This window comes from Mesorhizobium sp. ISC11, from assembly GCF_037162595.1.
Taxonomy (GTDB): Bacteria; Pseudomonadota; Alphaproteobacteria; order Rhizobiales; family Rhizobiaceae; genus Mesorhizobium; species Mesorhizobium ciceri.
Genome location: NZ_JAVSPW010000001.1, coordinates 554,917 through 576,812 on the forward strand (window position 1 = coordinate 554,917; position 21,896 = coordinate 576,812).

The 21,896-nt window shown below is 61.6% G+C and carries 34 protein-coding genes and 1 tRNA gene; 18 read left to right on the forward strand and 17 right to left on the reverse strand.

The features are described from left to right. Positions 1 to 98 precede the first annotated feature (98 nt). The gene (locus RPF88_RS02865) at positions 99 to 983 is read right to left on the reverse strand and encodes a LysR family transcriptional regulator (RefSeq protein WP_013530764.1); all 885 of its coding nucleotides are present in this window, start codon (positions 981 to 983) and stop codon (positions 99 to 101) included. Between the two features lie 103 nt (positions 984 to 1,086). On the opposite strand from RPF88_RS02865, the gene RPF88_RS02870 reads away from it, so the two are divergent. Then, positions 1,087 to 1,956 (forward strand): NmrA/HSCARG family protein, encoded by an 870-nt coding sequence (locus tag RPF88_RS02870; RefSeq protein WP_027160742.1) that lies wholly within the window; start codon positions 1,087 to 1,089, stop codon positions 1,954 to 1,956. Positions 1,957 to 2,036: 80 nt separating this feature from the next. Here RPF88_RS02870 and RPF88_RS02875 read toward each other — a convergent pair whose 3' ends face one another. Continuing rightward, complete coding sequence (locus RPF88_RS02875) at positions 2,037 to 2,354, reverse strand: hypothetical protein (protein WP_013530766.1); 318 nt, start codon at positions 2,352 to 2,354, stop codon at positions 2,037 to 2,039. A 278-nt stretch (positions 2,355 to 2,632) separates the two neighbouring features. Between RPF88_RS02875 and RPF88_RS02880 the strand changes: the two genes are divergently transcribed. Then, the gene (locus tag RPF88_RS02880; protein ID WP_013530767.1) at positions 2,633 to 2,875 is read left to right on the forward strand and encodes a hypothetical protein; all 243 of its coding nucleotides are present in this window, start codon (positions 2,633 to 2,635) and stop codon (positions 2,873 to 2,875) included. Positions 2,876 to 2,966: 91 nt separating this feature from the next. Here the strand turns inward: RPF88_RS02880 and RPF88_RS02885 are convergent, their stop codons facing one another. The 4 genes from RPF88_RS02885 to RPF88_RS02900 all read right to left on the reverse strand — a co-directional run bounded on the left by RPF88_RS02885 (position 2,967) and on the right by RPF88_RS02900 (position 4,319). Then, a complete protein-coding gene (locus tag RPF88_RS02885) occupies positions 2,967 to 3,173 on the reverse strand; it encodes a hypothetical protein (protein ID WP_013530768.1) in 207 nt (68 codons plus the stop codon). A 194-nt stretch (positions 3,174 to 3,367) separates the two neighbouring features. Then, positions 3,368 to 3,553 (reverse strand): hypothetical protein, encoded by a 186-nt coding sequence (locus RPF88_RS02890; RefSeq protein WP_013530769.1) that lies wholly within the window; start codon positions 3,551 to 3,553, stop codon positions 3,368 to 3,370. 317 nt (positions 3,554 to 3,870) lie between these two features. Further along, positions 3,871 to 3,944, reverse strand: a tRNA-Gln gene (locus RPF88_RS02895). An 84-nt stretch (positions 3,945 to 4,028) separates the two neighbouring features. Continuing rightward, a complete protein-coding gene (locus RPF88_RS02900; protein ID WP_013530770.1) occupies positions 4,029 to 4,319 on the reverse strand; it encodes a hypothetical protein in 291 nt (96 codons plus the stop codon). Between the two features lie 545 nt (positions 4,320 to 4,864). On the opposite strand from RPF88_RS02900, the gene RPF88_RS02905 reads away from it, so the two are divergent. After that, the gene (locus tag RPF88_RS02905; protein WP_013530772.1) at positions 4,865 to 5,932 is read left to right on the forward strand and encodes a sensor histidine kinase; all 1,068 of its coding nucleotides are present in this window, start codon (positions 4,865 to 4,867) and stop codon (positions 5,930 to 5,932) included. 33 nt (positions 5,933 to 5,965) lie between these two features. Here RPF88_RS02905 and RPF88_RS02910 read toward each other — a convergent pair whose 3' ends face one another. The 3 genes from RPF88_RS02910 to RPF88_RS02920 form a co-directional block, all read right to left on the reverse strand. Beyond that, the gene (locus RPF88_RS02910) at positions 5,966 to 6,682 is read right to left on the reverse strand and encodes a helix-turn-helix transcriptional regulator (RefSeq protein WP_224621165.1); all 717 of its coding nucleotides are present in this window, start codon (positions 6,680 to 6,682) and stop codon (positions 5,966 to 5,968) included. Between the two features lie 45 nt (positions 6,683 to 6,727). Next, positions 6,728 to 7,660 carry an NAD(P)-dependent alcohol dehydrogenase gene (locus RPF88_RS02915; protein WP_224675784.1) on the reverse strand — a complete coding sequence of 311 codons (933 nt, stop codon included), beginning with the start codon at positions 7,658 to 7,660 and terminating at the stop codon, positions 6,728 to 6,730. A 102-nt stretch (positions 7,661 to 7,762) separates the two neighbouring features. Next, a complete protein-coding gene (locus RPF88_RS02920) occupies positions 7,763 to 8,425 on the reverse strand; it encodes a nuclear transport factor 2 family protein (protein WP_337121664.1) in 663 nt (220 codons plus the stop codon). Between RPF88_RS02920 and RPF88_RS02925 the strand changes: the two genes are divergently transcribed. After that, complete coding sequence (locus RPF88_RS02925) at positions 8,424 to 8,972, forward strand: MgtC/SapB family protein (protein WP_024501608.1); 549 nt, start codon at positions 8,424 to 8,426, stop codon at positions 8,970 to 8,972. The genes RPF88_RS02920 and RPF88_RS02925 overlap by 2 nt on opposite strands. On the opposite strand, the gene RPF88_RS02930 is transcribed toward RPF88_RS02925, so the two are convergent. Beyond that, positions 8,952 to 9,890 carry an alpha/beta fold hydrolase gene (locus RPF88_RS02930; RefSeq protein ID WP_337121665.1) on the reverse strand — a complete coding sequence of 313 codons (939 nt, stop codon included), beginning with the start codon at positions 9,888 to 9,890 and terminating at the stop codon, positions 8,952 to 8,954. The genes RPF88_RS02925 and RPF88_RS02930 overlap by 21 nt on opposite strands. A gap of 146 nt (positions 9,891 to 10,036) precedes the next feature. Here RPF88_RS02930 and RPF88_RS02935 point away from each other — a divergent pair, with 146 nt between their 5' ends. Continuing rightward, the gene (locus RPF88_RS02935) at positions 10,037 to 10,345 is read left to right on the forward strand and encodes a hypothetical protein (protein WP_013530773.1); all 309 of its coding nucleotides are present in this window, start codon (positions 10,037 to 10,039) and stop codon (positions 10,343 to 10,345) included. A 91-nt stretch (positions 10,346 to 10,436) separates the two neighbouring features. Then, positions 10,437 to 10,571, forward strand: coding sequence for a hypothetical protein (locus tag RPF88_RS02940; protein ID WP_263484935.1), 135 nt, complete (start codon positions 10,437 to 10,439; stop codon positions 10,569 to 10,571). A gap of 38 nt (positions 10,572 to 10,609) precedes the next feature. On the opposite strand, the gene RPF88_RS02945 is transcribed toward RPF88_RS02940, so the two are convergent. The 5 genes from RPF88_RS02945 to RPF88_RS02965 all read right to left on the reverse strand — a co-directional run bounded on the left by RPF88_RS02945 (position 10,610) and on the right by RPF88_RS02965 (position 12,676). Next, positions 10,610 to 10,855 (reverse strand): DUF982 domain-containing protein, encoded by a 246-nt coding sequence (locus RPF88_RS02945; protein ID WP_337121666.1) that lies wholly within the window; start codon positions 10,853 to 10,855, stop codon positions 10,610 to 10,612. Positions 10,856 to 10,868: 13 nt separating this feature from the next. After that, positions 10,869 to 11,105 (reverse strand): DUF982 domain-containing protein, encoded by a 237-nt coding sequence (locus tag RPF88_RS02950; RefSeq protein WP_013530775.1) that lies wholly within the window; start codon positions 11,103 to 11,105, stop codon positions 10,869 to 10,871. A 94-nt stretch (positions 11,106 to 11,199) separates the two neighbouring features. Next, entirely contained in the window at positions 11,200 to 11,643 is a 444-nt protein-coding gene (locus RPF88_RS02955; RefSeq protein ID WP_013530776.1) for a GFA family protein, read from the reverse strand. Between the two features lie 171 nt (positions 11,644 to 11,814). Next, the gene (locus tag RPF88_RS02960) at positions 11,815 to 11,994 is read right to left on the reverse strand and encodes a DUF3606 domain-containing protein (protein WP_013530777.1); all 180 of its coding nucleotides are present in this window, start codon (positions 11,992 to 11,994) and stop codon (positions 11,815 to 11,817) included. 490 nt (positions 11,995 to 12,484) lie between these two features. Further along, complete coding sequence (locus tag RPF88_RS02965; RefSeq protein ID WP_013530778.1) at positions 12,485 to 12,676, reverse strand: hypothetical protein; 192 nt, start codon at positions 12,674 to 12,676, stop codon at positions 12,485 to 12,487. A 199-nt stretch (positions 12,677 to 12,875) separates the two neighbouring features. Between RPF88_RS02965 and RPF88_RS02970 the strand changes: the two genes are divergently transcribed. Further along, a complete protein-coding gene (locus RPF88_RS02970; RefSeq protein ID WP_063168563.1) occupies positions 12,876 to 13,304 on the forward strand; it encodes a DoxX family protein in 429 nt (142 codons plus the stop codon). A 49-nt stretch (positions 13,305 to 13,353) separates the two neighbouring features. On the opposite strand, the gene RPF88_RS02975 is transcribed toward RPF88_RS02970, so the two are convergent. Further along, complete coding sequence (locus RPF88_RS02975; RefSeq protein WP_013530780.1) at positions 13,354 to 13,659, reverse strand: hypothetical protein; 306 nt, start codon at positions 13,657 to 13,659, stop codon at positions 13,354 to 13,356. Between the two features lie 73 nt (positions 13,660 to 13,732). After that, positions 13,733 to 14,002: a hypothetical protein gene (locus RPF88_RS02980; protein ID WP_063168562.1), complete on the reverse strand. Its 270-nt coding sequence runs from the start codon at positions 14,000 to 14,002 to the stop codon at positions 13,733 to 13,735. Between the two features lie 365 nt (positions 14,003 to 14,367). Here RPF88_RS02980 and RPF88_RS02985 point away from each other — a divergent pair, with 365 nt between their 5' ends. The 11 genes from RPF88_RS02985 (at position 14,368) to RPF88_RS03035 (ending at position 21,879) form a co-directional block, all read left to right on the forward strand. Beyond that, entirely contained in the window at positions 14,368 to 14,562 is a 195-nt protein-coding gene (locus RPF88_RS02985; RefSeq protein WP_337121667.1) for a hypothetical protein, read from the forward strand. Position 14,563: 1 nt separating this feature from the next. Then, a complete protein-coding gene (locus tag RPF88_RS02990; protein ID WP_337121668.1) occupies positions 14,564 to 14,836 on the forward strand; it encodes a hypothetical protein in 273 nt (90 codons plus the stop codon). A gap of 2 nt (positions 14,837 to 14,838) precedes the next feature. Next, on the forward strand, positions 14,839 to 16,878 hold the full coding sequence (locus tag RPF88_RS02995; RefSeq protein ID WP_337121669.1) for a hypothetical protein: 2,040 nt from the start codon (positions 14,839 to 14,841) through the stop codon (positions 16,876 to 16,878). 66 nt (positions 16,879 to 16,944) lie between these two features. After that, positions 16,945 to 18,240, forward strand: coding sequence for a hypothetical protein (locus tag RPF88_RS03000; protein ID WP_063168560.1), 1,296 nt, complete (start codon positions 16,945 to 16,947; stop codon positions 18,238 to 18,240). Positions 18,241 to 18,276: 36 nt separating this feature from the next. Next, entirely contained in the window at positions 18,277 to 19,068 is a 792-nt protein-coding gene (locus RPF88_RS03005; RefSeq protein ID WP_063168559.1) for a class I SAM-dependent methyltransferase, read from the forward strand. A 482-nt stretch (positions 19,069 to 19,550) separates the two neighbouring features. Beyond that, complete coding sequence (locus RPF88_RS03010) at positions 19,551 to 20,261, forward strand: glycoside hydrolase family 108 protein (protein WP_337121670.1); 711 nt, start codon at positions 19,551 to 19,553, stop codon at positions 20,259 to 20,261. After that, positions 20,258 to 20,473: a hypothetical protein gene (locus tag RPF88_RS03015; protein WP_063168557.1), complete on the forward strand. Its 216-nt coding sequence runs from the start codon at positions 20,258 to 20,260 to the stop codon at positions 20,471 to 20,473. The genes RPF88_RS03010 and RPF88_RS03015 overlap by 4 nt, the downstream gene beginning before the upstream one ends. Before the next feature lies 1 nt (position 20,474). Then, on the forward strand, positions 20,475 to 20,708 hold the full coding sequence (locus RPF88_RS03020) for a phage-related exported protein (protein WP_013530787.1): 234 nt from the start codon (positions 20,475 to 20,477) through the stop codon (positions 20,706 to 20,708). Beyond that, complete coding sequence (locus RPF88_RS03025; protein WP_063168556.1) at positions 20,693 to 20,878, forward strand: hypothetical protein; 186 nt, start codon at positions 20,693 to 20,695, stop codon at positions 20,876 to 20,878. The genes RPF88_RS03020 and RPF88_RS03025 overlap by 16 nt, the downstream gene beginning before the upstream one ends. Then, positions 20,878 to 21,201, forward strand: a complete 324-nt coding sequence (locus RPF88_RS03030; RefSeq protein ID WP_013530789.1) for a hypothetical protein — start codon at positions 20,878 to 20,880, stop codon at positions 21,199 to 21,201. The genes RPF88_RS03025 and RPF88_RS03030 overlap by 1 nt, the downstream gene beginning before the upstream one ends. 363 nt (positions 21,202 to 21,564) lie before the next feature. Then, the gene (locus RPF88_RS03035; RefSeq protein WP_013530790.1) at positions 21,565 to 21,879 is read left to right on the forward strand and encodes a hypothetical protein; all 315 of its coding nucleotides are present in this window, start codon (positions 21,565 to 21,567) and stop codon (positions 21,877 to 21,879) included. The last annotated feature ends 17 nt before the right edge of the window (positions 21,880 to 21,896 follow it).

The following is a 21,896-nucleotide window of genomic DNA, read 5'->3' on the forward strand; positions in this document are numbered from 1 at the left end:
TTGTAGGGCGACAAGGTAATTGCCGTCGCCCCAACTTGTTCCACCGCAAACTCCTTCCGCCAAAAATAAAAGTTCTTGCCGGCGAAAGCAGCCGGGCATCACCTGCCGATATAGGCGGCCAGTTCGTCCGGCGTCCCGTTCGGGAAGGCCTGTTTCAGAAAATCCAGGAACGCCGACACGCGCGGGCTGAGCAGCCGCCGGGAGGGGTAGAGCGTCCAAAGAGCGATCTCAGGGGCGTCGATGTCCCCCCAATTCACCAACGTGCCGTCAGCCAAATCGTGGGCCACCAACGAAATGGGAAGACGTGCCGCACCGACCCCCGCTCGCACCGCATCGCGCACCATAATGAGCGTTCCCAAAGCGAGGACCGGCTCGATTTTGATCGTCGACCGGCCACCCTCGGTCTTCACGTGCCATGTTTGCCGTTCGCCTTTCCCGCGCGCAACGGCAGGGGCCGGTCCACCGGTGCGAGGAAGGTGAGGGCTCGCCACGACGACCAGCCGGTCGCGGAGAAACGCCCGTCCGACCAAGCTTTCGTCGGGATCCGGGTTGACCCGGATCACCAGGTCGTAGCCTTCCTCGATCATGTCCACAGCCCGGTCCTCCGTCGTGACCTCCAGCCTCACCTCCGGAAATTTGAGGGCAAATCCCGCGGCGATCCTCCCCATCGCGGTCTGAGAAAAAAGCAGGGGCGCGCTGATCCGCAGTCTCCCCTTGGGTCTTTGACCGCCCGAGGCGATCGCCGCGGCCGTCTCGTCCAGTTCGGCAAGCAACGCCCCCGTCCGCTCGAAAAGCGCCCGTCCTTCCTCCGTCAGCTTCAGGTTACGCGCACCCCGTTCAAACAGGCGCAGGTCAAGGCTGCTCTCCAAGTCTCCAACGCGCCGCGACAGGGTTGCCTTGGGCCGGCCGGTGGCCCGTGCCGCCTTGCCGAAACCGCCATGGCGGGCAACGAGGTTGAAATCGGTGAGGGCCAGAATATCCATAGGTGTTCCACCAGTGAGACGGTGCGTCTAAAATTTCGGTCTGTTTGAGTGTTTGTGAGCCACACATATTGGGCCTGTCAAGCAACCCAACAGGAGAAATTCCATGACCATCCTCGTTACCGGCGCCACAGGCAATGTTGGCCGCCAAGTCGTCGAGCACCTCGTCAAACGCGGCGCGGACGTCCGTGCTCTCGTCCGCGATCCGTCGAAAGCCAGCTTCCCGGCTGGCGTATCGGTCGCGCAAGGCGACTTTCTCGATGTCGATTCACTGCGCAAAGCCATGTCCGGCGTTTCCACCCTGTTCCTCTTGAACGCCGTGGTGCCGGACGAATTCACCCAGGCTTTGGTCGCGCTGAACGTCGCCCGATCGGCGGGCATCGAGCGGATCGTCTATCTCTCGGTGATCCATGCCGACGTGTATGTGAACGTGCCGCATTTCGCCGGCAAGTTCGGCGTCGAGCGAATGATCGAGCAGATGGGCTTCCAGGCTACGATCCTGCGCCCGGCCTATTTCATCCAGAACGACCTGATGATCGAAGACGTCATCACCGGCTACGGCACCTACACAATGCCGATCGGCGCCAAAGGCCTCGCCATGGTCGATGTGCGTGATATCGCCGAGATCGCCGCTCTCGAGCTGCTGCGCCGCGAACGGTCCGCGGAGCCGCTTGCGCTCGAGCGGATCAACCTCGTCGGTCCGCAGACACTGACCGGGACGGATATCGCGGCCATCTGGTCCGACGTGCTCGCCCGGCCGATCAGCTACGGCGGCGACAACACCGAAGGTTTCGAGCAGAATCTCAAGCAGTTCCTGCCTGCCTGGATGGCGTACGACATGCGCTTGATGGGCGAACGGTTCCTGACCGACGGCATGCTGCCCGACGCCGGCGACGTGGAGCGCCTGACCGCGCTTCTGGGCCGCCCTCTGCGTCCCTATCGCGACTTCGCCTCACAAATCGCCGGCTCTGCCTGACGGAACGGCTCCGGTCATCACCCGGTTCAGAAACAGCAGGGCGGCCTTTTGAGAAGGCCCCCTGTTCAGCCGGTACCGTCTTACTGCAGGGTGGCCGGACCAGGCCCGTCGCGTTGGGCGATCATCCGCCCGCCATCGTCGCCACCGAGACCATCCACGAACAGGCCAGCCACGCCGTCGAAATTGGTGAGCCCGTCGAATTCAATTGCGGCGCCAATCAGCTGGGCTGCCTGGAAGACAAGGTATTCGACGTCCTCGAGAGCGATGTTTTCGGCCAGGTTCCTGACCCTTACATGTTCCGCCACCGCCGTGATGCTGACGATGCCGGTCTTCCTGAAGGCGATCTGGACCGCTGAACGGACGTCATCGCGCAGTCGCGCCGAGTAATCATACCGCATCGAAACCTCCCAAAGGGAACGGTTTTCTGTTCAGGTTGCACAATGCGGCAGAGGCTTCGTCTTGGCAAGTCACGAATTAAATAATATCTAAACAAATCAGCTAGTTAGCATAGTTATGCAAGTATGCGCCTTACGCCGAATACCATCAGGCTCATCATGTGCATGAGAAGCAGTTCACTCATCGCGAGGTCTTGACGCACTAGGAGCGCTTTCCTAACTATTAGGTAAGCGAGTTGAATACTCATTCGAGGTATCGGGATCCTGAGCGAGGGAGCGCGATGACTGAACTGGAACGCCCGGAACGGTTGCAGATCATGCTGACGTCAGACGAGCTGGCTGCGCTGGAAAACTGGCGCTTCGACAAGCGTATGCCGAGCCGTTCGGCCGCGGTCAGGGAATTGCTGCGGCGCGGGCTTGCCTCGGACGGCTTCCTGACGGCGGAGCAAGGGGCGAAGTCGCAAGACTTCGGCATCCTGCCAACCGCCGGCGGCAACGGCATTTCCGAAAGCGGCAAGGAGTAGCGGTTCACCGCGCGTGAGCCGCTCCAGTCCTTTCAGGCTGCCGGTCGCCGCAACGCGGTGCCGACCGGCCCAGCGGACCATAACTCTCGATTCAGAGGATGTTGGTCGTCACTTCGACGACGATCGCGGCACCTTCCAGGCTGCCATTGGTGACGTGCACGACACGCGATACCCGCAGATCCTGCGTGGTTCCATCGATCGACAGCGCAACGCTTTCGCCGATCCGCGGAACCGCCTGAAAAACCGCGTCCGTGGCCTCCGGCCGGTTGTCGATCGATATGCGGCAGTTGACGGTCATGAGATGTCTCCTGTGTCGGCCCGGTGGTCAACGCGGGGTCCGCGAAATGGTTTCAGGAGCCGGATGCAACTTGACGGCGCCCGAATCCGTAAAGCAGTAATTGCTCCATTGTTCGTCGTAACGGAGCAACAGGGCTCGCTGGGGGCGTTGGGGCTGCCCCGGCGAGCTTGATCCGCCTTGCCAGGGGCGTGGCATCACCGGGGTATGGAGACGAGTTTCGGCGCCCGCAATTCCCCGGCCATCCTTGCCGCCTGGAAAATTGTCATCAAAACCAGGATGGGCTCACCCTCGGTCGGGTTGATGGTCAGCACGACGCGGCCAAGCTCGTCGCTCATGCCGCAAGACCAGTCCTTGACGGCTATCACCTTTCTCGCGGCCATATGCCGTTCTCCTGCACGGGAGGTTCTCTGCCGGCTACGCCGTCTGGAGTTGGTCGACAGAACCTTCGCCTGACATTGCAAGCAGCCGAAATGCGGCAAATGCGGCCAATATCATGAAAACCGCCGTGACGTTCAGGGACATCGTCGACGCAAGGACGCCCCCGTCAAAGCAACTCAGTTCCATGCGCTGTACCCCTTCAAGCCACTGACGGCCTGGATGATGATCCTGCTTCGAGTGAAATACAAGCGCGCGCTAATGTGCTGAAGCCGGCTGGCCAGTCTGCGCGCGGCTTCGAACCAGCCAAGCGCTTGGTTGCTGGTTCCCGCTCAAGGGCTCGAACCTCGATTCACGCCTTCAAAGGGCGCTGTCCTACCATTAGACGAAGCGGGAAAATGCACGTTGCGCCCCACCCCTAGCCGGTTCGCGCGCCGGGATCAACGCACTGCGGCGGCAAAGCCGATTGGAAGCGCGGTGTCAGTCCGGAAAGTTGGTGACGGGTTCCTCGCAGCGGTAGACCGGGCAGCTGCCGTCACGGGTCGGGACATAGGCCGACATCGGCACCTCCGGCCAGTCGCATTCGTTGCCGAACTGCCTGACATAGCGGTCATAGGTGTTGGGGCCTGTGGTCAGCACCACGGCATGGCGGCTTTGGAGCAGTTGCCGGAGCTGGTCGCAACTCATCGTGCGGGTGTCGGGCCTGGCTTCGGCGAGGCCGGTCGCGGCCAGCAGGATCGCTGCCGTCAAGGCAATTCGGCGCATTGGCATGGCTGTTCCTCGAATGGACATATCGGCCGAAACTCGCATCCCGCCGGGTGGTTCCGCAACCGCCGGCTCGCCGTCTGTGGCAGCGCAACCAAATGGTCCGTCGTGCATTGCTGGGGATGGATGGCAGGAAGCCCTACAAAACTCCGCAATGGCGGCCCGGAAGCGGGGATCGCGAGGCCATGTGCTGTTCCTTCTGCGGCGGGCGCGACCACAGCTACGAGGACTGTCCGCAAAGGAATCCCGACGCCGATGCAGTGCCCGTTGCGCCGCCCAACGACGCCGGCTCCGAAGAAGCAGGCCGATGAGACGGACAGGGCGAAGCGGCCACCGGGCTTACAGCAGCTCGACTGGATCGGCATTTACGGCCGCAGAGGCATTGCCGAGATGGAGGGCCGGGCATTATCGTGACATGCGTGTCCGCGACCGCAAATGCGGAATGTTGCGCACCGACTGCAACCAAAATGCCCGGTCAGGCATTTCTGGCAGGAGGGGAATCCTCACGCAGACGCTGGCGGGAGGCGGCAAGGTGGGGCCACGACGGGGCAATGACAGAATTGGCAAGCGTCGATAGCCTGCTCGAAATCACTGCCCACGCTCGGCTGGCGGCGATTGTCGATTCGTCCTTCGACGCCATCGTCAGCAAGGACCTGAACAGCATCATCACCAGTTGGAACGCGGCGGCGCAACGCATGTTCGGCTACACCGCCGAAGAGGCCGTCGGCCGCTCCGTGCTCATGCTCATCCCCGATCATCTCAAGGATGAAGAGACCGACATCATCAGCCGGGTTCGCAAGGGCGAACTCCTGGCCAGCTATGAGACGATCCGCCGGCGCAAGGATGGCGGCCTCATCGCCGTGTCGCTGACCATTTCGCCGATCAGGAACGCGTCCGGCGAGATCATCGGCGCATCGAAGATCGCCCGCGACATCACCGCCAGCAAGGAGAGCGAGCGCCGGATCAGGCTTTTGCTCCGCGAGGTGAACCATCGCGTCAAGAACCAGTTCGCGGTGATCCTCTCGATGATCCGGGAGACCAGCAAACGCTCGACCGATCCGCGCGAGTTCGAGGAGATGATCCGTTCCCGCATCATGGCGCTGTCGCGGTCGCACGATCTGCTGGTGAACTCGGAATGGGCCGGCGCCAGCCTCTTCGACCTTGCCCAGGAGCAGCTCAAGCCGTTCGGCCACGAGGCGCGGGTATCGCTTTCCGGACCGCTTTTGACCCTGCAGCCGAATGCCGTGCAAAATCTCGGCATGGCGTTTCATGAACTCGGCACCAACTCTTCCAAATATGGCGCGCTGGCGAGCGAGGCCGGGCGGCTGGAGATCACCTGGCGGATCGTCGAAGGCGCTTCGGACAAGCTGGAAATCCATCTGCTCTGGGACGAGACGATGCCGGTGCGTGAGGGAGAGCGGCCCGGGGGGCGGCAAGACGAAAGCACGCGCAAGGGTTTCGGCACCGTCGTCCTGCAACGGGTCGCGCCGCAATCGCTGAACGGCTTGGCGGTGCTGGATCGCAGTCCGGGCCATCTCAGCTGGTCGCTGACGGCGCCGCTGGATTCGATCATCGTTCCGCAGTTGGGCGCCGACCTGCCTGAAACCGAAACGTCCTGAGCGCTTGAGGGTCGGGCTCTTGGCGGCCGCCAATTAAGCGCGGGGTTTGCCGTCGCGAGATGTGTTCGCGTTTTCGCTATCGACCTTTGCCCGCCATTGCTTGGCGAGATCACGACGGCGTCCCGGATAGCGGTCGATCTGTAGTTTCGCCCGGCCAACCCGATCCATGCGAAACAGCCGGAAGTCTTGCCGCAACTCGCACCAGCTGGCGATAAAGCGCTTTGTTTCGACGAAGCCGAGCACGATCGGCCAGATGATCCGTTCGGTCTCGGGCCCCTTCGGGTCATGATAGGTTATCAGCAGCTTGCGTTGCTCGCGCATCGCCTGGCGCACCATTTGCATATCGATCTCGTTTGCATGGTCTGGCGCGCGGCCGACATGGAAGGCGTTCTCATTCAGGATTGGGCGGAGCTCGACAGGGAGCACCGCGCCGATCTTGCCAAGCAAGTTTTCCGCGGCGCGCGCCAGTCCCGCATCTGTCTGCCGGCTCACCCATTGCGCCCCCAGCGTGAGCGCGTGCATTTCCTCCTCTGAGAACATCAGTGGGGGCAAAAGGAAGCCGGGCTTCAAAATGTAACCGAAGCCCGGCTCACCTTCGATTTGAGCGCCCAAAGCCTGCAAGGCGGCAATGTCGCGATAGATGGTCCGCAAAGAAACCCCGGCTTCGCGCGCAAGCTCCGTGCCCGGCACCGGGCGTTGGTGCCGTCGCAACATCTGCATAAGCTCGAAAAGCCGGTTGCTCTTGGACATGGAACTATCCTAGCACAGCTGGTGCCAAAATTTGGCAGCGAGCTGTCAGGCCATGGATACCAAGGCTTTTCCGCCCAGTTTGCGGCCTCCTTCAAGGGCGATCACCAAGGGGATCGCGTCCTGAAGCCGAACAATCTCGGCAACCGGCAGCTTGAGTTGCGCTTCCCCTGCGGCCCGGGCAAGGCCATCCAGGATGTCGGCCCCCGGTGTGCATATGATCGGCTTCAGCTGCCGCGTGAAAAGGGCACGGATGAACTTGGGCAGCGTCGGCTTGATGTCTAGATATATGCCATCCTTGCGCAGCAAACCGAGGCCCACGGCCACCGTCATGATGCCAGCGGTGTCGTAAACGACGTCGTAGCGGGCGCCGAGCTTGGACAGATCAATCGTGCGATAGTCGAATACTTTTTGCATGCCGAGGTCGACAGCCCTTTGCATCGCTTGCGCGCTGCAACTGCCCGACACCGTGGCGCCGAGCATACGGGCGATTTGAACCGCCGATTCACCGACGGCGCCGCTGCACCCGTTGATGAAGACCTGCTGCCCGCCCTTCAGGCGCGCCTTGTCGACGAGGCCATTCCAGGCTGTGATGCCGGGGGTGGCAAGACACGCCGCCTCCTCGAAAGAGATGGAGTTCGGCTTCTTGGCAATGAAGGTTTCCGGCACGATCACGGCTTCGCCGAGTGCGCCACCATCCTTGATTGGGGCGAGGCCAAACACGGCATCACCAACCTTGACGCGCGAAACGCCGGGACCAATGGCGGTGACGGTCCCTGAAAAGTCGCTGCCCAGGGCGCGCGGGAAGGTTTTCCCCGTCACCATCTTCAGCGCACCGTTGCGCACTTTCCAATCGATGGGATTGATGGCCGCGAAGCTGACCCTGACAGCAACCTCACCCTTTCCGGGGGTGCGAAGCTCGAAATCCCTGAGCTTCATCAATTCCGGGCCGCCGTAGCGGTCATACTGGATGCGTCTCATAGCAGGGCTCGGTGTGGAGGCGACCACCTCGGCCAAGGTGCCTAGCCGTTGTGTCGTAGGGGCAATGATAGTCATTGGGGGACTTCTTTCTGCCGGCGCGGCTCAGTGCGGTTGAACCGTTTTCATGTACTCGGCGAAGGGCGTGCCATCGTAAATCACGGTCGTCGATGCGATCTTGCCGTGCTTGACGATGATGTGCTCGGCCACGATCGCGTTCGGAACCGGATAGGTTTCCGCATCGTAGACAATGACGGCGTGCTCATCGTCGCCGAAGGCTGCGAGCAGGGTCAGCTTCTTGATCATCTTGGCGAAGCCTTCCTGAAAGCCACGGAATGCTTGCACGCCCTGAAGCTCGCCCACCGGAGAAATACAGGCCACGTCTTCGGCAGAAATAGAGACGATATTGCCGGCGTCCTTGTTTGCCATCGCTTCGAAATAGGCCTGCGCGATCGCCAGAGCCTTGCCGTTTGTTCCAGTCATCGTTCGTTCCTTTTGTTCGGTGTTGATGGCCAGCATATAGAGCAAGGCAATGACAGATTTTGTCAGCATGATGCACGCAGCTTGGAATTGGCCCAAAGGCGAGGCCAACAGGCGAGGCGAGAGTGACGAGACCCGGCCACTCGACCCCGAACTACTTGCTGCACCTCTTTCAGCCGTCGAGAAGCCTGCCACGATCGTCGTGGCTCGGGCCACCTTGAAGACAATCCTGAGGGAACCGTGACCCGGCGGCCGCGTTGTTGGCGTCAGGCCTTCAGGGGACATCATGGAACAGCTCGTCGAGGAATTCGGCCATCCCACCTACACCTCGTTTCCGGTCATCGCGGCAAGGCTGTTGCTGGCGACGCTCTACGGCGCGGTCATCGGTTTCGAGCGCGAATGGCGTAACCGCCCGGCCGGGCTTCGCACGCATATTCTCGTCTGCGTCGCCGCCGCCACCTTCGGCATCCTGACGATCGAGATCGTGCATGCGCCGATGTTCGCGCGGGAAGCCGTCAAGGTCGATCCAATCCGGGTGGTCGAGGCGGTGACCGCCGGCGTCGCCTTCCTCGCCGCCGGCTCGATCATGTTTTCGCGCGGCGAGGTGCATGGGCTGACGACCGGCGCCGGCATGTGGCTGGCGGGCGCGATCGGCGTAGCCTGCGGCCTTGGTCTTTGGCAGGTGGCCGGGTTCGGCACGCTGATCGTACTGGTCGTTGCCGGCTTCCTGCACCGGTTCGAACGCGGACCCGGCCTTGCCGCCGGTGATGAAGGCAGTCAGGCCAAGGTGCAGAAGGAGGCGGCCTCGACCCCATCAAAGGGAAGGCGAAGGTAATTCCGATCGCGGGGAGATGCCGTGACCGGTCTCACTGAAGAAGCCGGCCAGCAGATCGGCCGTCCGCGCCGGGTCCTCCTCGGGGAAGAAGTGTCCACCCGGCATCGCCTGGCCGCGCACATCCTCAGCCCAGCCGCGCCACAGCGCCAGTGGTCCGCCTTCGCCGGCATACCAATCCGCCAACGCGCCCTGACCGCTCCATAGCGCCAGCAGCGGGCAGCGGATGCGCCGGCCGGCTGCCTTGTCGGCATGGTCATGCTCGCGGTCGAGCGTGGCTGCCGCCCGATATTCCTCGCAGATGGCATGGGCGTGGGCAGGCGTACGCAGGGCCTCCACATAGGCCTGACGCACTTCGGCTGGAAACGCCGATGGCTGTGAGCCCCAGCCGTTGAGCGCATTGTCGACGATCGCCTCGGCGGCGCCGGACAGGATCTTTTCGGGCAATGGCTCGGGCTGCGCCAGCAGCGACCATGGCCAATAGCCCAGCGCCAGCCTGGCGTCGGCGCGGTCCCAGGCATCGGCGGTCGGCACGATGTCGAGGACGGCGAGCCTGTCGATGCTGCCCGGATGGTCGAGCGCCATGCGGTAGGCGACACGCCCGCCGCGATCATGGCCGGCGACCATGAAGCTGCTGAAACCCAGCTTCTCCATCAGCCTCACCAAATCGTCCGCCATGGCGCGCTTGGCATAGGGTGCGTGGTCCGGAGTGGACGCCGGACAGGAGCTGCCGCCATAGCCGCGCAAATCGGCGCAGACGACGCTGAACCGGCTGGCCAGAGCCGGCGCGATGTCGCGCCACATCAGATGCGTCTGCGGAAAGCCGTGCAGCAACAGCAATGGCGGCCCGGTCCCGGCACGCAGGCAGAATATGCCGGCATCGCCGGTGTCGATTTCCGCGCCTTGAAAACCTTCGAACATGACCGCCTCCGGCACGCGCAACGGCCGGCGAACGGGTTTGGTTGCAATGCCGCCCGGCGACGCGGCCAACCTTTTTCGTCGACAGGCGTTGTCCCTGTGAAGGGAAGGTCGCCGCAGGCGACCGTGAAAGAAAGAAGGAGGCAGTGATGAGAACTCTCGCCATCATGCCATTCGGCCTTATGCTGGCGCTGGCAGTGCCGGCCGCAGCCCAGCAGCAGAACGACAGCCAGGCGCCGCAGGCCGACAAATGCAGGGCTCAGACCGGGCAAGAGGCAAAACAGCAGCCTGAAAAGCAAGCCGATGACGGCAATTTGACCGCGAAGCTCAACGACTGCGGCGGCGTGCTGAAACCGCCCCCGACGGGAGACCAGGGCATGGCGGCGCCGGCCCCCGACGAAGGCAAGACGCCGGTGATCAAGCCGGGTGAAGTTCCACCCCAGCCGCCGAAGCAATAAACGCCGGCTCACTGGTATTATCGCACAAGCTAATGGAACCTCGTTTTCTCGGGAGCGTTTTTCTCACGACTTGGAATTTGGAGAGATTATCGTGAGAGATATTGCAGCCACAGCCACGTTGCTTGCATCGATCGCCATCGTGATTGCATTGATTCTTCTGGTGCCGAAGAGCTTTGGATTCGAAACCTCTCAGCCGATTGTCCAGGGCGAGCTTCCAACGAAATGACAAAGCAGGCGAGGCACGACGTCTGCTTCCTTTGACACCTACCGCACCAAGACGCCGGCGTGGCTGCAGAGCGCTGCGAACGCTTCCTGCGCCTCGGCGGCGCCTGTCTGGGTTTCCAATGCGGCTTCGACCTTCTCGCGCGCCGCCTGGTAGAACGGGCCGCGCTTGGCCTGCGGCCAATCGATCAGGATTTCGCTGGCATCCCTGAGCGTGGCGACGTCGCGGATCGTGTCCGAGCCATGCGGCTTGATCCGCGTCGGTGTGGGCAAAATGAGCTCGGACATGGCCCTGTTCCAACTACTGCAGGAGTTTTGCTTCGCGCGCGGCGTCGATCACCGCCCGCATCGCTTTTTCCGGCGGCGTCCAGCCATCCAGCGCATCGCGGCAGCTGCGCAACGCCGCCCGGTAGCGCCGTCCCTGACCAGCCGGCCAGTCGCCGAGGCATTCCAGGCCTTCCCAGGCGCTGCGGACGATGCGCTCGCGCTCAGGCGCGAATTTCAGCCTGATGGGGCGGGGAAACATCTTGTCGTTCAACGGTCGTCTCCATGATTGCCGCAAGTCGCCGGGCGACATGCGTGAGAGGCGTCCGGTAACGTCGGCGACAGGGCAGGGTTCCCTTGCCCGGAGATCAAATCTCTGCGTCGATGTCCGACAGCGATCTCGGCGTCGGCGCTTCGGCGTTGTACGCCGCTGGGCGGTCGTGCTCGAACTGTTCGGCGCCGGGCAAAGCGTGCAGCCAGGTCTCGCGCCTGGAGGTCCACAATTCATATTCGGGCACGAGATCGGTCGGCGCGATGTCGAGGCTGCCGATTGCCACCTCGGCCTCGTTGTCGTCGACCCAGGCGACGCGGCCGCCGCATGTCGGGCAAAAGCTGCGCGTGCCATAGGAGCTGACGAGGCCGGTGGTCTCGAAGGCCTCGCGCGGCCAGATGGCAAAGGCCGAATAGACCGAACCGCCGGCCTTGCGGCAATCCTTGCAATGGCACAGGCCGACGCGCAGCGGCGCGCCGTGAACCTCGAACTGCACGCCGCCGCACAGGCAGCTGCCGGTCCTGCGTATGGTGTCGGACATGACAACCTCCCTCAATGCGTGGCGCTGCGGGCCGGGTGGGACAGATGCTCGTCTGCCGTTTCGTTGGCCAGGATGAGAAACCGGGAAAAAGACATCCTGTTCACCGTACCACCAGGCCCGGTTGACGCGGCCCGCAGCGTCTTCAACGCCGCCCAGGCGAAATGGTTTCGGCTAGCCGCGGGCCGCCATATGGGCGTCGAGCTTCTTGCGCGAGGGTCCGTAGCGCTTGATGATGGTCTGTGCCTCGCTTGGCGGAATGCCGTATTTGCGGGCAAAGGCGGCAACCTCGTAGGGCTCTTCGCCCGAGACCTGCTTGCGGTCCTGTTTCGTCTTCGACTTGTCGTCAGCCATCTCAGGCCTCGCTTTCTGTTGTCGGGGAAACGCGCAACCTTCGGCGCCCGCGATCAACACGACATAACACAGATCGGCGCCGCCGGTTCCACCAGGCGACATGGCCAGGCTGCAACCGGCCTGTATCAGGCCGATGGCCGCATCGGGTCGGCGTCGGCAGCGTGGTCGCCGTCACATTCGGAGCATGCCGCGCTGAGGCCGGGGCAGCCGCGCCGGTGGGTGCCGGCAGGGCAACAATGGCCGTTGGAACTCGTCCAGCGCGGACATTGGAAGACCTGGCCAGCGCCGCCGCAGCCGCTGCATTCCAGCGTCGCCGACCCCACGCCACGAGGTGTCGCCCCAAACCTGACGCTTGTTCGCAAATTTCAGCCCACCCAAAATTGCTGCACCGGCACACCGCTGCATTAGCCCCGGCTAACAATATCACATTCGTGATTACCAACAAGTTTCAATCGCGATGCGCCGGAGAGCCGTTCGGGCCGGCGTGTCGTCAGGCCGGCTTCAGCCGCATCGCGGCGAGATACATGAGCGCCGAGGCGGCCTGCCCGCGGTCCCAGCCGGCAGCCTCGACCTTGCGGAGCAGGGCGTCGAGATGCGGAGCCAGCATATCCCTGCATTCCTGTTCGTAGGCGGTGCTCATCGCCGGATGCCGCGGTGCGCCAATGGTCAATGCCTTGGCCATGTCCGTTTCCCCCTTTGAGCAAACAACGCTATACCGTCGGCCGGCAAACCGAAGATCGCTCCTTGCCGTCGGTGTGAGGCTTCGAAGCCTGCTTCGACCCGCGGCAAGCGCCCTGTCGAGAAAAATTGGCCTGGCGTGTCGGATCTGGCTCCAGTCGCGCGTCCTAGGAGCGAGCAACCTGCAAAGCTGGAGAACGAGCATGTCGTCGCAAATCACTCAATCGCCGTGGCAGACCGCGGCCCTTCTCATCGCCCGGCTGATTTTCGCCGGCGTCTTCCTGATGGCGGTGACGTTCAAATTCATGGGCATGGCGGCCACCGCCGGCTATATCGCCGCCGCCGGCTTTCCGTTTCCGCTGTTCCTGGCCTGGTGCGCGGCGATCCTGGAAGTCGCGCTGGTGCTGTGCTTCCTGACCGGCGCCTTCTTCACGCAGGCGGCCCTTGTCGCCGCCGCCTATGTGCTGTTCCTGGCCCTTGCCTTCCACGGACCCAGCCACTGGGCCGGCAACCAGGCCGAGTTCGGCTTCTTCATCGACCATTTTTCGTTCCTGGCCGGACTGCTGTTTGCGGCGGTACATGGACCGGGCAAGGTGCTTTCGCTCAATTTGGGATGGCCGGGCAGGGCTTGAGGCGAGGGCAGTGGGCCACCGCGGACGCATGCCGGCCCGCCGGCACCGTTCACAGCTGGTCGTTGTAGGGTTCCTTTATCTTGCCGACCATGCGGGCCAGCTTTGAGAAGGACGGCAGCTCCGCCTCCGGCTGGCACTGGTTGGCGAGTTCCAGCAGCCGGATCGGAAAGTTGACGGCGTCGCGGCTGGATGCGGACATGCCTTCGGATCGTTCCTCGTTGGTTTCGCCGGCCTCGGTCTTGCGCAGGGCCAGGTCGATTTCCTCCGCCGTCAGCACCCCCTTTTGAACCAGGAGACGATTGATCGAGGCGACGGCCATCAACAGGCCTTCGAGTTGCAGGTTGGCGACATTCATGGCGATTGCTCCCGTGGCTGGGGTTGAAACGCACGAGCGGCATTTCCGCTCCAGAGAGGCTGCGGGCGAATGCCTATTCCTGCGTCAGCCGTTCGCCATATTCGCGCCACAGCGCCTTGACCTCCAGGTTGCCGAGGCTGCCGATCGAAACATCCCCACAGCTGATGGCGACGGCGCCGACGTCGTATTGGGGGTAGGCGTTGGCGACGAAACGGATGGCTTCGCCCAGCGAACGCACGCGGATGACTGGATCGGCCTGACCCTGGCCGGTGCTGCACACGCCGGAAACCGTGGCTGGTGCATGCCGCATCCTGAACACGGATGCCATGGCTGGTCTGTCCATCGTCCTCTCCCACAAGGCCGTGCGACGGGAATCATTCCATGAGCTTCGACGAATGATTTCACACCTGCCGGCTTATGACCAGCCGCCGGCAAAAGCAGGGTTTTACGCGCTTTGCCAGCGTCGCTCAGCGCGGGAGTTTCGACCAGACTAGGAATTTTTTCTCAGAAAGTGGTTGACGGGGTGAGTGCAGCTATGCTACATTTTTGCCCATGGTGCTGAGTTGCGCCAACGACCCGCCGCCGAGGCGGGTTTTTTGTTTCTGGACCGGTTTCATTTGCGCCACATGGAAACGTCGGCGGGACAGCGGGGGCGCCAAGGAATGCCATCCTTCGCCCGATGACTCATTTCGCAATCCGAGAGACACCATGACCCGCTACGCCACCATCATCACCGATGCTGACGGCCAGGAAATCGTCAGCGCCATCGGCGAATTCGAAGGCACTGCGCCGCAGCCATGCCTGGGACGTGTCGAGCAGGTGGCACCCGGCGTAAAGATCGGCGTGGTGCGGGATGCGGCCGGGTTCGACCGAATTAGGAATTTTTTCTCAGAAAACGGTTGACGTGATCGGAACCGACGACATTGTGCTGTCGTTCTACCAGTCCGACGACACAGTCGGGGATATCCAGGCAGCCGCGCAAGGCATCATCGACCAGGCCCAGGCCGCTGCGGACGTAGCGACGGGCGCCATGACAACCGTGCTCGATCCGCAATTCGCGACCAAGGCGACGGCGGAGGCATACTCGCCGGCGGTTGCGCCTTCTACGACAGCTCTCAGGTGGCAGGCAGTGGCGCTGTGTACCGCAAGAATGGAACGAATGTCGGGGATTTGGTGATCATGCTGAGCGATGGCATGACGAAGACAGGCTATACGCTCGCCTCGACCCCGGTGACGGCATCAATGCTCGGGGCGCGTGGTAATGGTACAAATGCCACGGCTGCTATCAGTGCACTGCTCGCGGGCAGCTATCCGCATGTGCTGATTGACGGCTCCTACCAGACCGACGGCAACCATACGATCTCGACAGCGAAGAAGCGCGTCGAATGCCTGGGCGGCTCTGCCCTGATCCTGCGCGCGCCAGTCGGTGCCGTTACCGGCCACCATCCCGTCATCGATATCGCTGCCGATGACGTCCTGATAGACGGGGACCTCACGATTGATGGTGGATCACATGCCGGCTACCAGGCTTCTATCGGTATTCGCGTCGGCCTCTCCACTGGTGCACGCCGGAAGCGGCCGACAATCCGCGGCGTGAAAGTCCGCAATCTCGGCCTTGCCGGTGTGATGGCGCTCTGTGTCGACAGCCCGACGATTGAGGACATTGACGGCTATAACATTGTCACGCCAACCGGCGGCGAGTTTGGCGACACGGTTTACGTGGCCGGCGTCCGCAAGCCGATCGTGCGCAACATCCGGTCGGCGAAGTGCAAACGCGACGGTGTCGTGTTGACCTATACGGGGAATCTAAACACCACCGACGTGTTGGTCGACGGGGTTTTCGCCGATGCACATCTCGACAGCCCCTCCGCCGGTGTCTGGGTGGAGATGACCGGTGCGCGAGATCCGCGAGGGATCATAACTAACGTGGTGGCGAATGACTGTCTGATTGGCGTAGCTGCGACTGACGCCAACAGCGAGATCGTCATTTCGAATGTCAAGGCAATCGGCAACCGGCTCTCCGGTAGTTCTGCCGGTAACGTCTTCGGCGTTCAGATTCAGTCGGGCCGGCTCGATAACTGGTACATCGATCGCTACAACACAGCCCTGCAATTGGAACCAAACGGCGAATATCAGTTCGCCCTCAGCTCGCAAGTTGGATCGTTTGCGATTAGCGAAACGGTCAGCGGCGGCACCTCTGGCTCGACCGGAACCCTGCGGTTCCAACATTTTGAAATCGTCATTACCGGTTCAACCCTCGACTATGAACTCGGTGAGACGGTGACAGGCGGTTCATCCGGCGCGACGGGCATCTTGGTCGACTTCTTTGCCAACGTGCTGAGGGTCTTGCCGATAAGCGGAACGTTTCAGGCCGCTGAAACAATCACTGGAGGCACCTCTGCGATTGCCAAAACGGCAAACAGCGCGACCCAGCGCATCTATGTGCGCGGTTCGGCCGGCATCTTTCGGGCTGGCGAGACTATCACGGGCGGAACGTCAGGTGCCACAGCCGTAATCGCCGCGCCCTACCAGACGCCACTTGCGATCGGCCCGGGCACGTTGATGAACTGCTCGACCGACGCCATTGTCGTTGCGAACGTAGTGACACCGGCGAGCCTTAGCCTTTCTGGCATCAGGGGAAACACCCAGTCGCATGGCGTCCGGTTCAATCTTTCGGTGGGCCAACGGCTGCGCAAAGCCAGTCTCAGGGACATCGCCCTGAAGAACCCGACCTCCATTGGCGTTGCCTTTCGGGTAACCACCGGCGGCGCGATAGACGAAATGCTGGTCGATGGCTTTGACATGACGGAATGGGTTGGCGATGGCACCGGCAGTTCCATCACGGCCGGCACCGTGACCAGGTTTATTGGCGGCAACAATCCCGGCCTGCAGGGGACGTCGAGTGTGCCGATCAATCTGAGCGTTAACACAACGCTGTCCGGGCTTCACAACCGGGCACTCTGCCACAACAACGGCGCCGGCGCGACGTGCACACATACGCTGCCGCCTGCCGTGCCTGGCCTTCGGATCGGCTTTGCCGGGGTACACGCAACCCATGTCATGAACATCGAGCCCAACGGGACGGACACGATCAAGGGCGGCGGTGCAGGCAAATATCTCATTCTCGATCCCGGCGAGCGTGTAACCCTGGAGGCATACGCAACGGGCTCATGGGTGGTCAGCGCGACAGTCGGTTGGGCGGGCGATTTCGAGTTGTGACTTTGTCGTTGTGAATGACCGAATCGCCTAGGTTGCTTTTTTGATCCAAATAGTCGAACGAAAGATATGGTCCTCGCTCTGTGGTCAATGGTGGCCGTGACCACCTTTATACTTGTGGCCCGCCACAATCGGGTTTCTGTTGTAGCGATTGGCTATATCGGCCTTCTTGCTTATTCGGTGCCCGCGCTGATTGGCTTCACGCGGCCTGTGAGCGCGAAAGGATTGGTGCCATATCTTGAGCCGGCGTCGTCGGAAGCAATTCTGGTGATGGTCGCTGCTTGGCTAGGGTTCGGGTTGGCGCTGCTGCTGATGCCTTCGTCTGTGGGCGGCAGGCGTCCCCCTTGTTACCAACTGCACCCGATGCGGGTCATCTGGTTCATTCGGTGCGCGCTGATCATTTCTTTAGCCTGCTATGCATGGATGGCAAACAGGGCTGGACTTGAGTGGTACGCGATGGAGCGTGCCGACATCTATGACGCCGTCGGTGGGCTCATTTCCATCGTGTGGCGTTGGGTCAGCGGCATCGGTCTTCTGGCATCAATCTATTTCGATAGGCCATGGGGTCGCGGCGCTCGTATTTATCAAGCCATCTTTGCGTTAATGGTCGCACTTAATGCGATCGCGGGTGATCGGACGGTCCCGGTGATCTTGGCAATGGCGTTCGCCATCGTGTTATTGTGGGAGTGGCCGATAACGAAGGCGGCCCTGCATTGGAAGGCATGGGCGATCGGGCTGGCGACGCTTGCGATCATCTTCTTTATGAAGCCCTTCTATCTGGCCTACAAACGCGACCTGCCGTTTGGCAGGATGCTGACAGGCGGTTCTGATCCGATGGCTATGGTGGCCTCCTGGGAAGCCTTCGGCACTCATGAAAACATCGAAGGGCTGATTAGGAGTAGCACGACCTATCCATGGTGGAACACGGTTCGCGATACCTTGGCGCAACTGCTAATTCAGCCGTCGGCCTTCGGCTTCGACAGCACTGGGTTCAACACGGTGCTCCAGACCCAGATATTTTCACAGGCGTTGTACGGCTTGGCTGGTACATTCTGGGGGCAGGCGTGGGCGATTGGCGGTATTCCCGTTGTGATCGTATTTGGGTTGATCTATGGCGGAGCGTTGGTGGCGTTGCATCATGCTTCGCTCAAAAGTAAGGGTATGTGGTTCTTCTTCTGGATCATCCTCGGCAGCGTGATTGGGGTCTATGCGCACCGGAATGCCTTGGAGAATGTTCTTGCGCAGGCACGGCAGCCATTCGTCGGTTTCGTGACGATTCAGGTCTTGGTGTGGGTACTGCTCTTCGGGCGCTTCCATACCAGCATTCCGGCTGTTCCGATTGTGGGTCGAGACTACGGCAAATGAACTGACGTTGAGCGGCGCCTTGGGGGAGGCAAATGAATGGTGGAGCAGGTATATCTCGATCGGCAGCATGATCGTCTTGTATTCATCGACCAACCAGCCGACGAAGGATTTTGGGACGATCGTTGGGCGCAATCCCTAACAGCAACGGACATTCGGAAAAAGAGCGTCTTTGTCCAGCATGTTACCCGAAAGTATTTAAGCCCGCCTGATCGAGTGATTGATGCAGGCTGCGGTGTGGCAAACACAGTCTTTGGGCTCCATCACGCCGGGTTCGAGGCATACGGACTAGACTTTGCCCCCGTAACCATCGCTAGAATCAAGAAGCACGCCCCCGAACTTAATATCGTTCTCGGCGACGTGCGAGAAATGCCATTCGAGGATGCCTTTTTCGAAGGGGTGTGGTCCTTAGGGGTGATCGAACATTTCAAGGATGGTTACGCATCGATCATCGAGGAGGTACGCCGAGTGCTGAAACCTGGCGGACTCCTTTTCCTAACTGTCCCCAGCGTGTCGCCATTGAGGCGTCTAAAGATGCGGCTCGGTCGATACGAAGATGTGAGTGCCGCGGACATGGCTCGATTTTACCAATTTGCCTTCACCCCGAACGACACAATTAGAACGATCAGCGGGATGGGGTTCCGGCTTTTGGAAAGTCGGTCCAGGGGCGGATATCTGGGGTTGATGCGGGAAAGCAATTTGTTCAAGCGCCTGCTTGAACCATTGTATGAGAGCCGGTCGCGACCGATGGTGACCTTACGACGCGCGATCGACTTAGTGATCAGTCCAGTATCGTTTCACACAAAGCTGTTCGTCTTCAAAAAGAACTAGCTGAAACTGAATTTTCGAACTCCGACCTCAGTTACTTGTATCCAGCACGAGTTGTCGCGGCGCTTCGACTGAAGTCCTGTTGATCATTTCCGCAGCGTCAACGCGCCGAAGACTCATTCATTGATCTTTATCCTGACGGAGCTTCTCATCGATGTCTCTCAGGCTTTTGTTGTACGCTCGCGTCTCTCGCCGCACCCCTATCGTGGCAATAACTACCCACGCGATAGAGAAGGCGCCGATGAGGACTCCTAAAACTAAATGTTGTATGTCAGGCATATGTGCTTTTGCGCGTCCTAGGTGCGTCAATGACTTACCGAGCGCACGATTCTCTTGCCGATACTCAGAATTTTAAGTCTGTATCTGCCAACTTGGCGAATGATATCCAGAATCATAATCGCCCGCGCCAAGCCTAACCTCCACCCGGCGAACATACCAAAAATCAAAAACTGAACAACTGCCCGGAAGGGCGGAAAGGAAACACCATGGACCGCAACTTCGCGCGGGCGCTTGCGCTTGTTCTCAAATCGGAAGGCGGGTGGTCGGACAATCCGGCTGATCCTGGCGGCGCCACCATGAAGGGCGTGACGCTTGCCAGCTTCCGCCGCTATGTGAAGGCGGGCGCGACAAAGGCGGATCTGCGCGCGATCAGCGACGCGCAGGTCGCCACCGTCTATCGCCGCTTCTACTGGGACGCTGTGCTCGGCGCCGAGTTGCCCGATGGCGTCGATCACGCGGTATTCGATTTCGCCGTCAACAGCGGGCCTGGCCGGGCGGCCAAATATCTGCAGGCGGCCGTCGGCGTTGCGCAGGACGGCCGGATCGGACCGGTCACCGTCGCGGCGGCCAAGGCAAAGCCGGCCGGTGTGACCATCGATGCGCTTTGCGATGCGCGGCTGGCGTTCCTGAAGCGGTTGCCGACATGGGCAACATTCGGGCGCGGCTGGTCGGATCGGGTCAGGTCGGTGCGGGTTCAGGCCCTGCTGATGTCGGCGCAGCGCTCCGCCGCACCGGTGACCGCGGCGGCGCCGCCCAGGGTCGAAACATCGGCCAATGGGGCGCCGTCGGTTCGTCTCGAGCAGCCGACGCCCGGCGGCAAGACGGCTGCCGTGGCCGGCATCCTCGTTCTCATGGCCGGAGCGCTCGCGGCCGTCCGGTATCAGATCGCCGATTTTTTCGGGAGCCTGTTTCGATGACATGGTTCAACACCAATGCGCTGCACAATCTCCTCAACACGCTGATCGCCATCATCTGCGGCGGCGCGCTCGCCGGCTTTGACTGGACGCTGCTCGGCGTGAGCGACCGCACCGCCCTTCAGATCAGCGGCGCCATTGCCCTTGCCAAGATCATCATCAACGCGGTGCGTGACGGGCCGCGCGGCATGGTCGCGCCGGCCAAGGAGACATGAGATGGGAACACTCGCTTTCGCGCTGCTTGGCCAGGCCTGGCCGTATCTTCTGGCAATGGGCGCCGCGCTCGCCGGTGTCTGGACGGCCTACGCCAAGGGCAAGGCCAACCAGAAGGCCAGGCAGGATGCCGCCGACGCCGCGGCGCGCACCGAAGCCCAGGAGATCGACGATGCCGTCGCCGGCCGGGCGCCGGACGACAACAGAGGGAGGCTGGCCAGATGGTCAAAATCATAGCGCTCTCGCTCCTGCTGGCCGGCTGCACCACATCAGGCGGATCGTTCTGCGCGGCCGGGCATCCCATCCGGCCGACAAGGGCAGAGGCGGCGGCCCTTTCCGACGCGTCGGTGGCGGCGATCCTGGCTCACAACGAAAAGGGCCAGAAATTTTGCGGCTGGAGGCCATGATGAACGATCTTTTCGACCTGCTCGGCATCAAGGGACCGGTCGTGGCGGCGGGTCTCGCCGGCGGCGTTCTGCGCGCGCTGTCGCGGCATCGCTACAAGCTGCGCGAAATGGTGGCCTCGCCGATCTGCGGTGCGCTTGCGGCAGCTTATCTGACGCTGCCGGCGGTTTCCTACGCCAGGATCGCCGGCCTGCCGATGCCCGATCCCGCCGACGACACCACCACACTGGCGGCCGCCTTCCTGATCGGCGTCTGTGCGATGTGGATTTCGGACGTGCTGTTCGAGTTTGTGGTGCGGAGATTCAAGCCAGGGGTGGAGGAGTAGCTGTTGGCACCGCGTCGTCTGTTGGCTGCTGCCTGACGGAATTACCGAGACAGGTGGACCTGGCGCGGCGTGGCTCTCATTTCCAGGACCGACCGCTGCCCGCTTCGGCTCACGCCGGGGCGGGCTTTTTTGCATTTCCGATCGGCCATTGCTGAGCGGCATTCGAGTTGACCGGTCTCGTCGTCGTCCGTTGTGATAAGCAAGTTAATCATGTCGGTTATGCATAATGATTATTGTTAATTTTTGATTGAAGCACCGAAACTAGATAAAGACTTGAGCGCATGAAGTGTTCATATATTGTTAAGCAAGAGGTAGACCACAGAAGACGGAAGCCATCTCCATCATCAAACGGGAGTAGCTTTCATGAACAAGTTCACTGTTATTTTCGCCGCTGTTGCAGTTGCATCGTCCGTTGGAGCCGCCGAGGCAGGTTGTGGGTGCGGAGGTTCGGGCGGCTGGGGAGGCAATTCGAGCAGCCTGATCAATGTTTCGCCGTCCATCGACCTTGGCAAGATCACCGCGCTGAACGACGTGCTCAGCGGCAACAACATCCTGAGCGGCAATGTCGTCTCAGGCATTCTAAACGGCAACAAGACCGGCATCGTCGGTGGCGTTCTGAGCGGGCTCGGCGTGAACCTGCTGGGCGGCAACAGCTACAGGCTGGGCAAACGCCACTAGTCCGGCGCTGCATTTCA

Coding starts and splice junctions, on each gene's coding strand:
- RPF88_RS02865 (WP_013530764.1), bottom strand. CDS start 983: ATGGATATTCTGGCCCTCACCGATTTCAACCTCGTTGCCCGCCATGGC.
- RPF88_RS02870 (WP_027160742.1), top strand. CDS start 1,087: ATGACCATCCTCGTTACCGGCGCCACAGGCAATGTTGGCCGCCAAGTC.
- RPF88_RS02875 (WP_013530766.1), bottom strand. CDS start 2,354: ATGCGGTATGATTACTCGGCGCGACTGCGCGATGACGTCCGTTCAGCG.
- RPF88_RS02880 (WP_013530767.1), top strand. CDS start 2,633: ATGACTGAACTGGAACGCCCGGAACGGTTGCAGATCATGCTGACGTCA.
- RPF88_RS02885 (WP_013530768.1), bottom strand. CDS start 3,173: ATGACCGTCAACTGCCGCATATCGATCGACAACCGGCCGGAGGCCACG.
- RPF88_RS02890 (WP_013530769.1), bottom strand. CDS start 3,553: ATGGCCGCGAGAAAGGTGATAGCCGTCAAGGACTGGTCTTGCGGCATG.
- RPF88_RS02900 (WP_013530770.1), bottom strand. CDS start 4,319: ATGCCAATGCGCCGAATTGCCTTGACGGCAGCGATCCTGCTGGCCGCG.
- RPF88_RS02905 (WP_013530772.1), top strand. CDS start 4,865: ATGACAGAATTGGCAAGCGTCGATAGCCTGCTCGAAATCACTGCCCAC.
- RPF88_RS02910 (WP_224621165.1), bottom strand. CDS start 6,682: ATGTCCAAGAGCAACCGGCTTTTCGAGCTTATGCAGATGTTGCGACGG.
- RPF88_RS02915 (WP_224675784.1), bottom strand. CDS start 7,660: ATGAGACGCATCCAGTATGACCGCTACGGCGGCCCGGAATTGATGAAG.
- RPF88_RS02925 (WP_024501608.1), top strand. CDS start 8,424: ATGGAACAGCTCGTCGAGGAATTCGGCCATCCCACCTACACCTCGTTT.
- RPF88_RS02920 (WP_337121664.1), bottom strand. CDS start 8,425: ATGATGTCCCCTGAAGGCCTGACGCCAACAACGCGGCCGCCGGGTCAC.
- RPF88_RS02930 (WP_337121665.1), bottom strand. CDS start 9,890: ATGTTCGAAGGTTTTCAAGGCGCGGAAATCGACACCGGCGATGCCGGC.
- RPF88_RS02935 (WP_013530773.1), top strand. CDS start 10,037: ATGAGAACTCTCGCCATCATGCCATTCGGCCTTATGCTGGCGCTGGCA.
- RPF88_RS02945 (WP_337121666.1), bottom strand. CDS start 10,855: ATGTCCGAGCTCATTTTGCCCACACCGACGCGGATCAAGCCGCATGGC.
- RPF88_RS02955 (WP_013530776.1), bottom strand. CDS start 11,643: ATGTCCGACACCATACGCAGGACCGGCAGCTGCCTGTGCGGCGGCGTG.
- RPF88_RS02960 (WP_013530777.1), bottom strand. CDS start 11,994: ATGGCTGACGACAAGTCGAAGACGAAACAGGACCGCAAGCAGGTCTCG.
- RPF88_RS02965 (WP_013530778.1), bottom strand. CDS start 12,676: ATGGCCAAGGCATTGACCATTGGCGCACCGCGGCATCCGGCGATGAGC.
- RPF88_RS02970 (WP_063168563.1), top strand. CDS start 12,876: ATGTCGTCGCAAATCACTCAATCGCCGTGGCAGACCGCGGCCCTTCTC.
- RPF88_RS02975 (WP_013530780.1), bottom strand. CDS start 13,659: ATGAATGTCGCCAACCTGCAACTCGAAGGCCTGTTGATGGCCGTCGCC.
- RPF88_RS02980 (WP_063168562.1), bottom strand. CDS start 14,002: ATGGACAGACCAGCCATGGCATCCGTGTTCAGGATGCGGCATGCACCA.
- RPF88_RS02985 (WP_337121667.1), top strand. CDS start 14,368: ATGACCCGCTACGCCACCATCATCACCGATGCTGACGGCCAGGAAATC.
- RPF88_RS02995 (WP_337121669.1), top strand. CDS start 14,839: ATGCTGAGCGATGGCATGACGAAGACAGGCTATACGCTCGCCTCGACC.
- RPF88_RS03000 (WP_063168560.1), top strand. CDS start 16,945: ATGGTCCTCGCTCTGTGGTCAATGGTGGCCGTGACCACCTTTATACTT.
- RPF88_RS03005 (WP_063168559.1), top strand. CDS start 18,277: ATGGTGGAGCAGGTATATCTCGATCGGCAGCATGATCGTCTTGTATTC.
- RPF88_RS03010 (WP_337121670.1), top strand. CDS start 19,551: ATGGACCGCAACTTCGCGCGGGCGCTTGCGCTTGTTCTCAAATCGGAA.
- RPF88_RS03015 (WP_063168557.1), top strand. CDS start 20,258: ATGACATGGTTCAACACCAATGCGCTGCACAATCTCCTCAACACGCTG.
- RPF88_RS03020 (WP_013530787.1), top strand. CDS start 20,475: ATGGGAACACTCGCTTTCGCGCTGCTTGGCCAGGCCTGGCCGTATCTT.
- RPF88_RS03025 (WP_063168556.1), top strand. CDS start 20,693: ATGGTCAAAATCATAGCGCTCTCGCTCCTGCTGGCCGGCTGCACCACA.
- RPF88_RS03030 (WP_013530789.1), top strand. CDS start 20,878: ATGAACGATCTTTTCGACCTGCTCGGCATCAAGGGACCGGTCGTGGCG.
- RPF88_RS03035 (WP_013530790.1), top strand. CDS start 21,565: ATGAACAAGTTCACTGTTATTTTCGCCGCTGTTGCAGTTGCATCGTCC.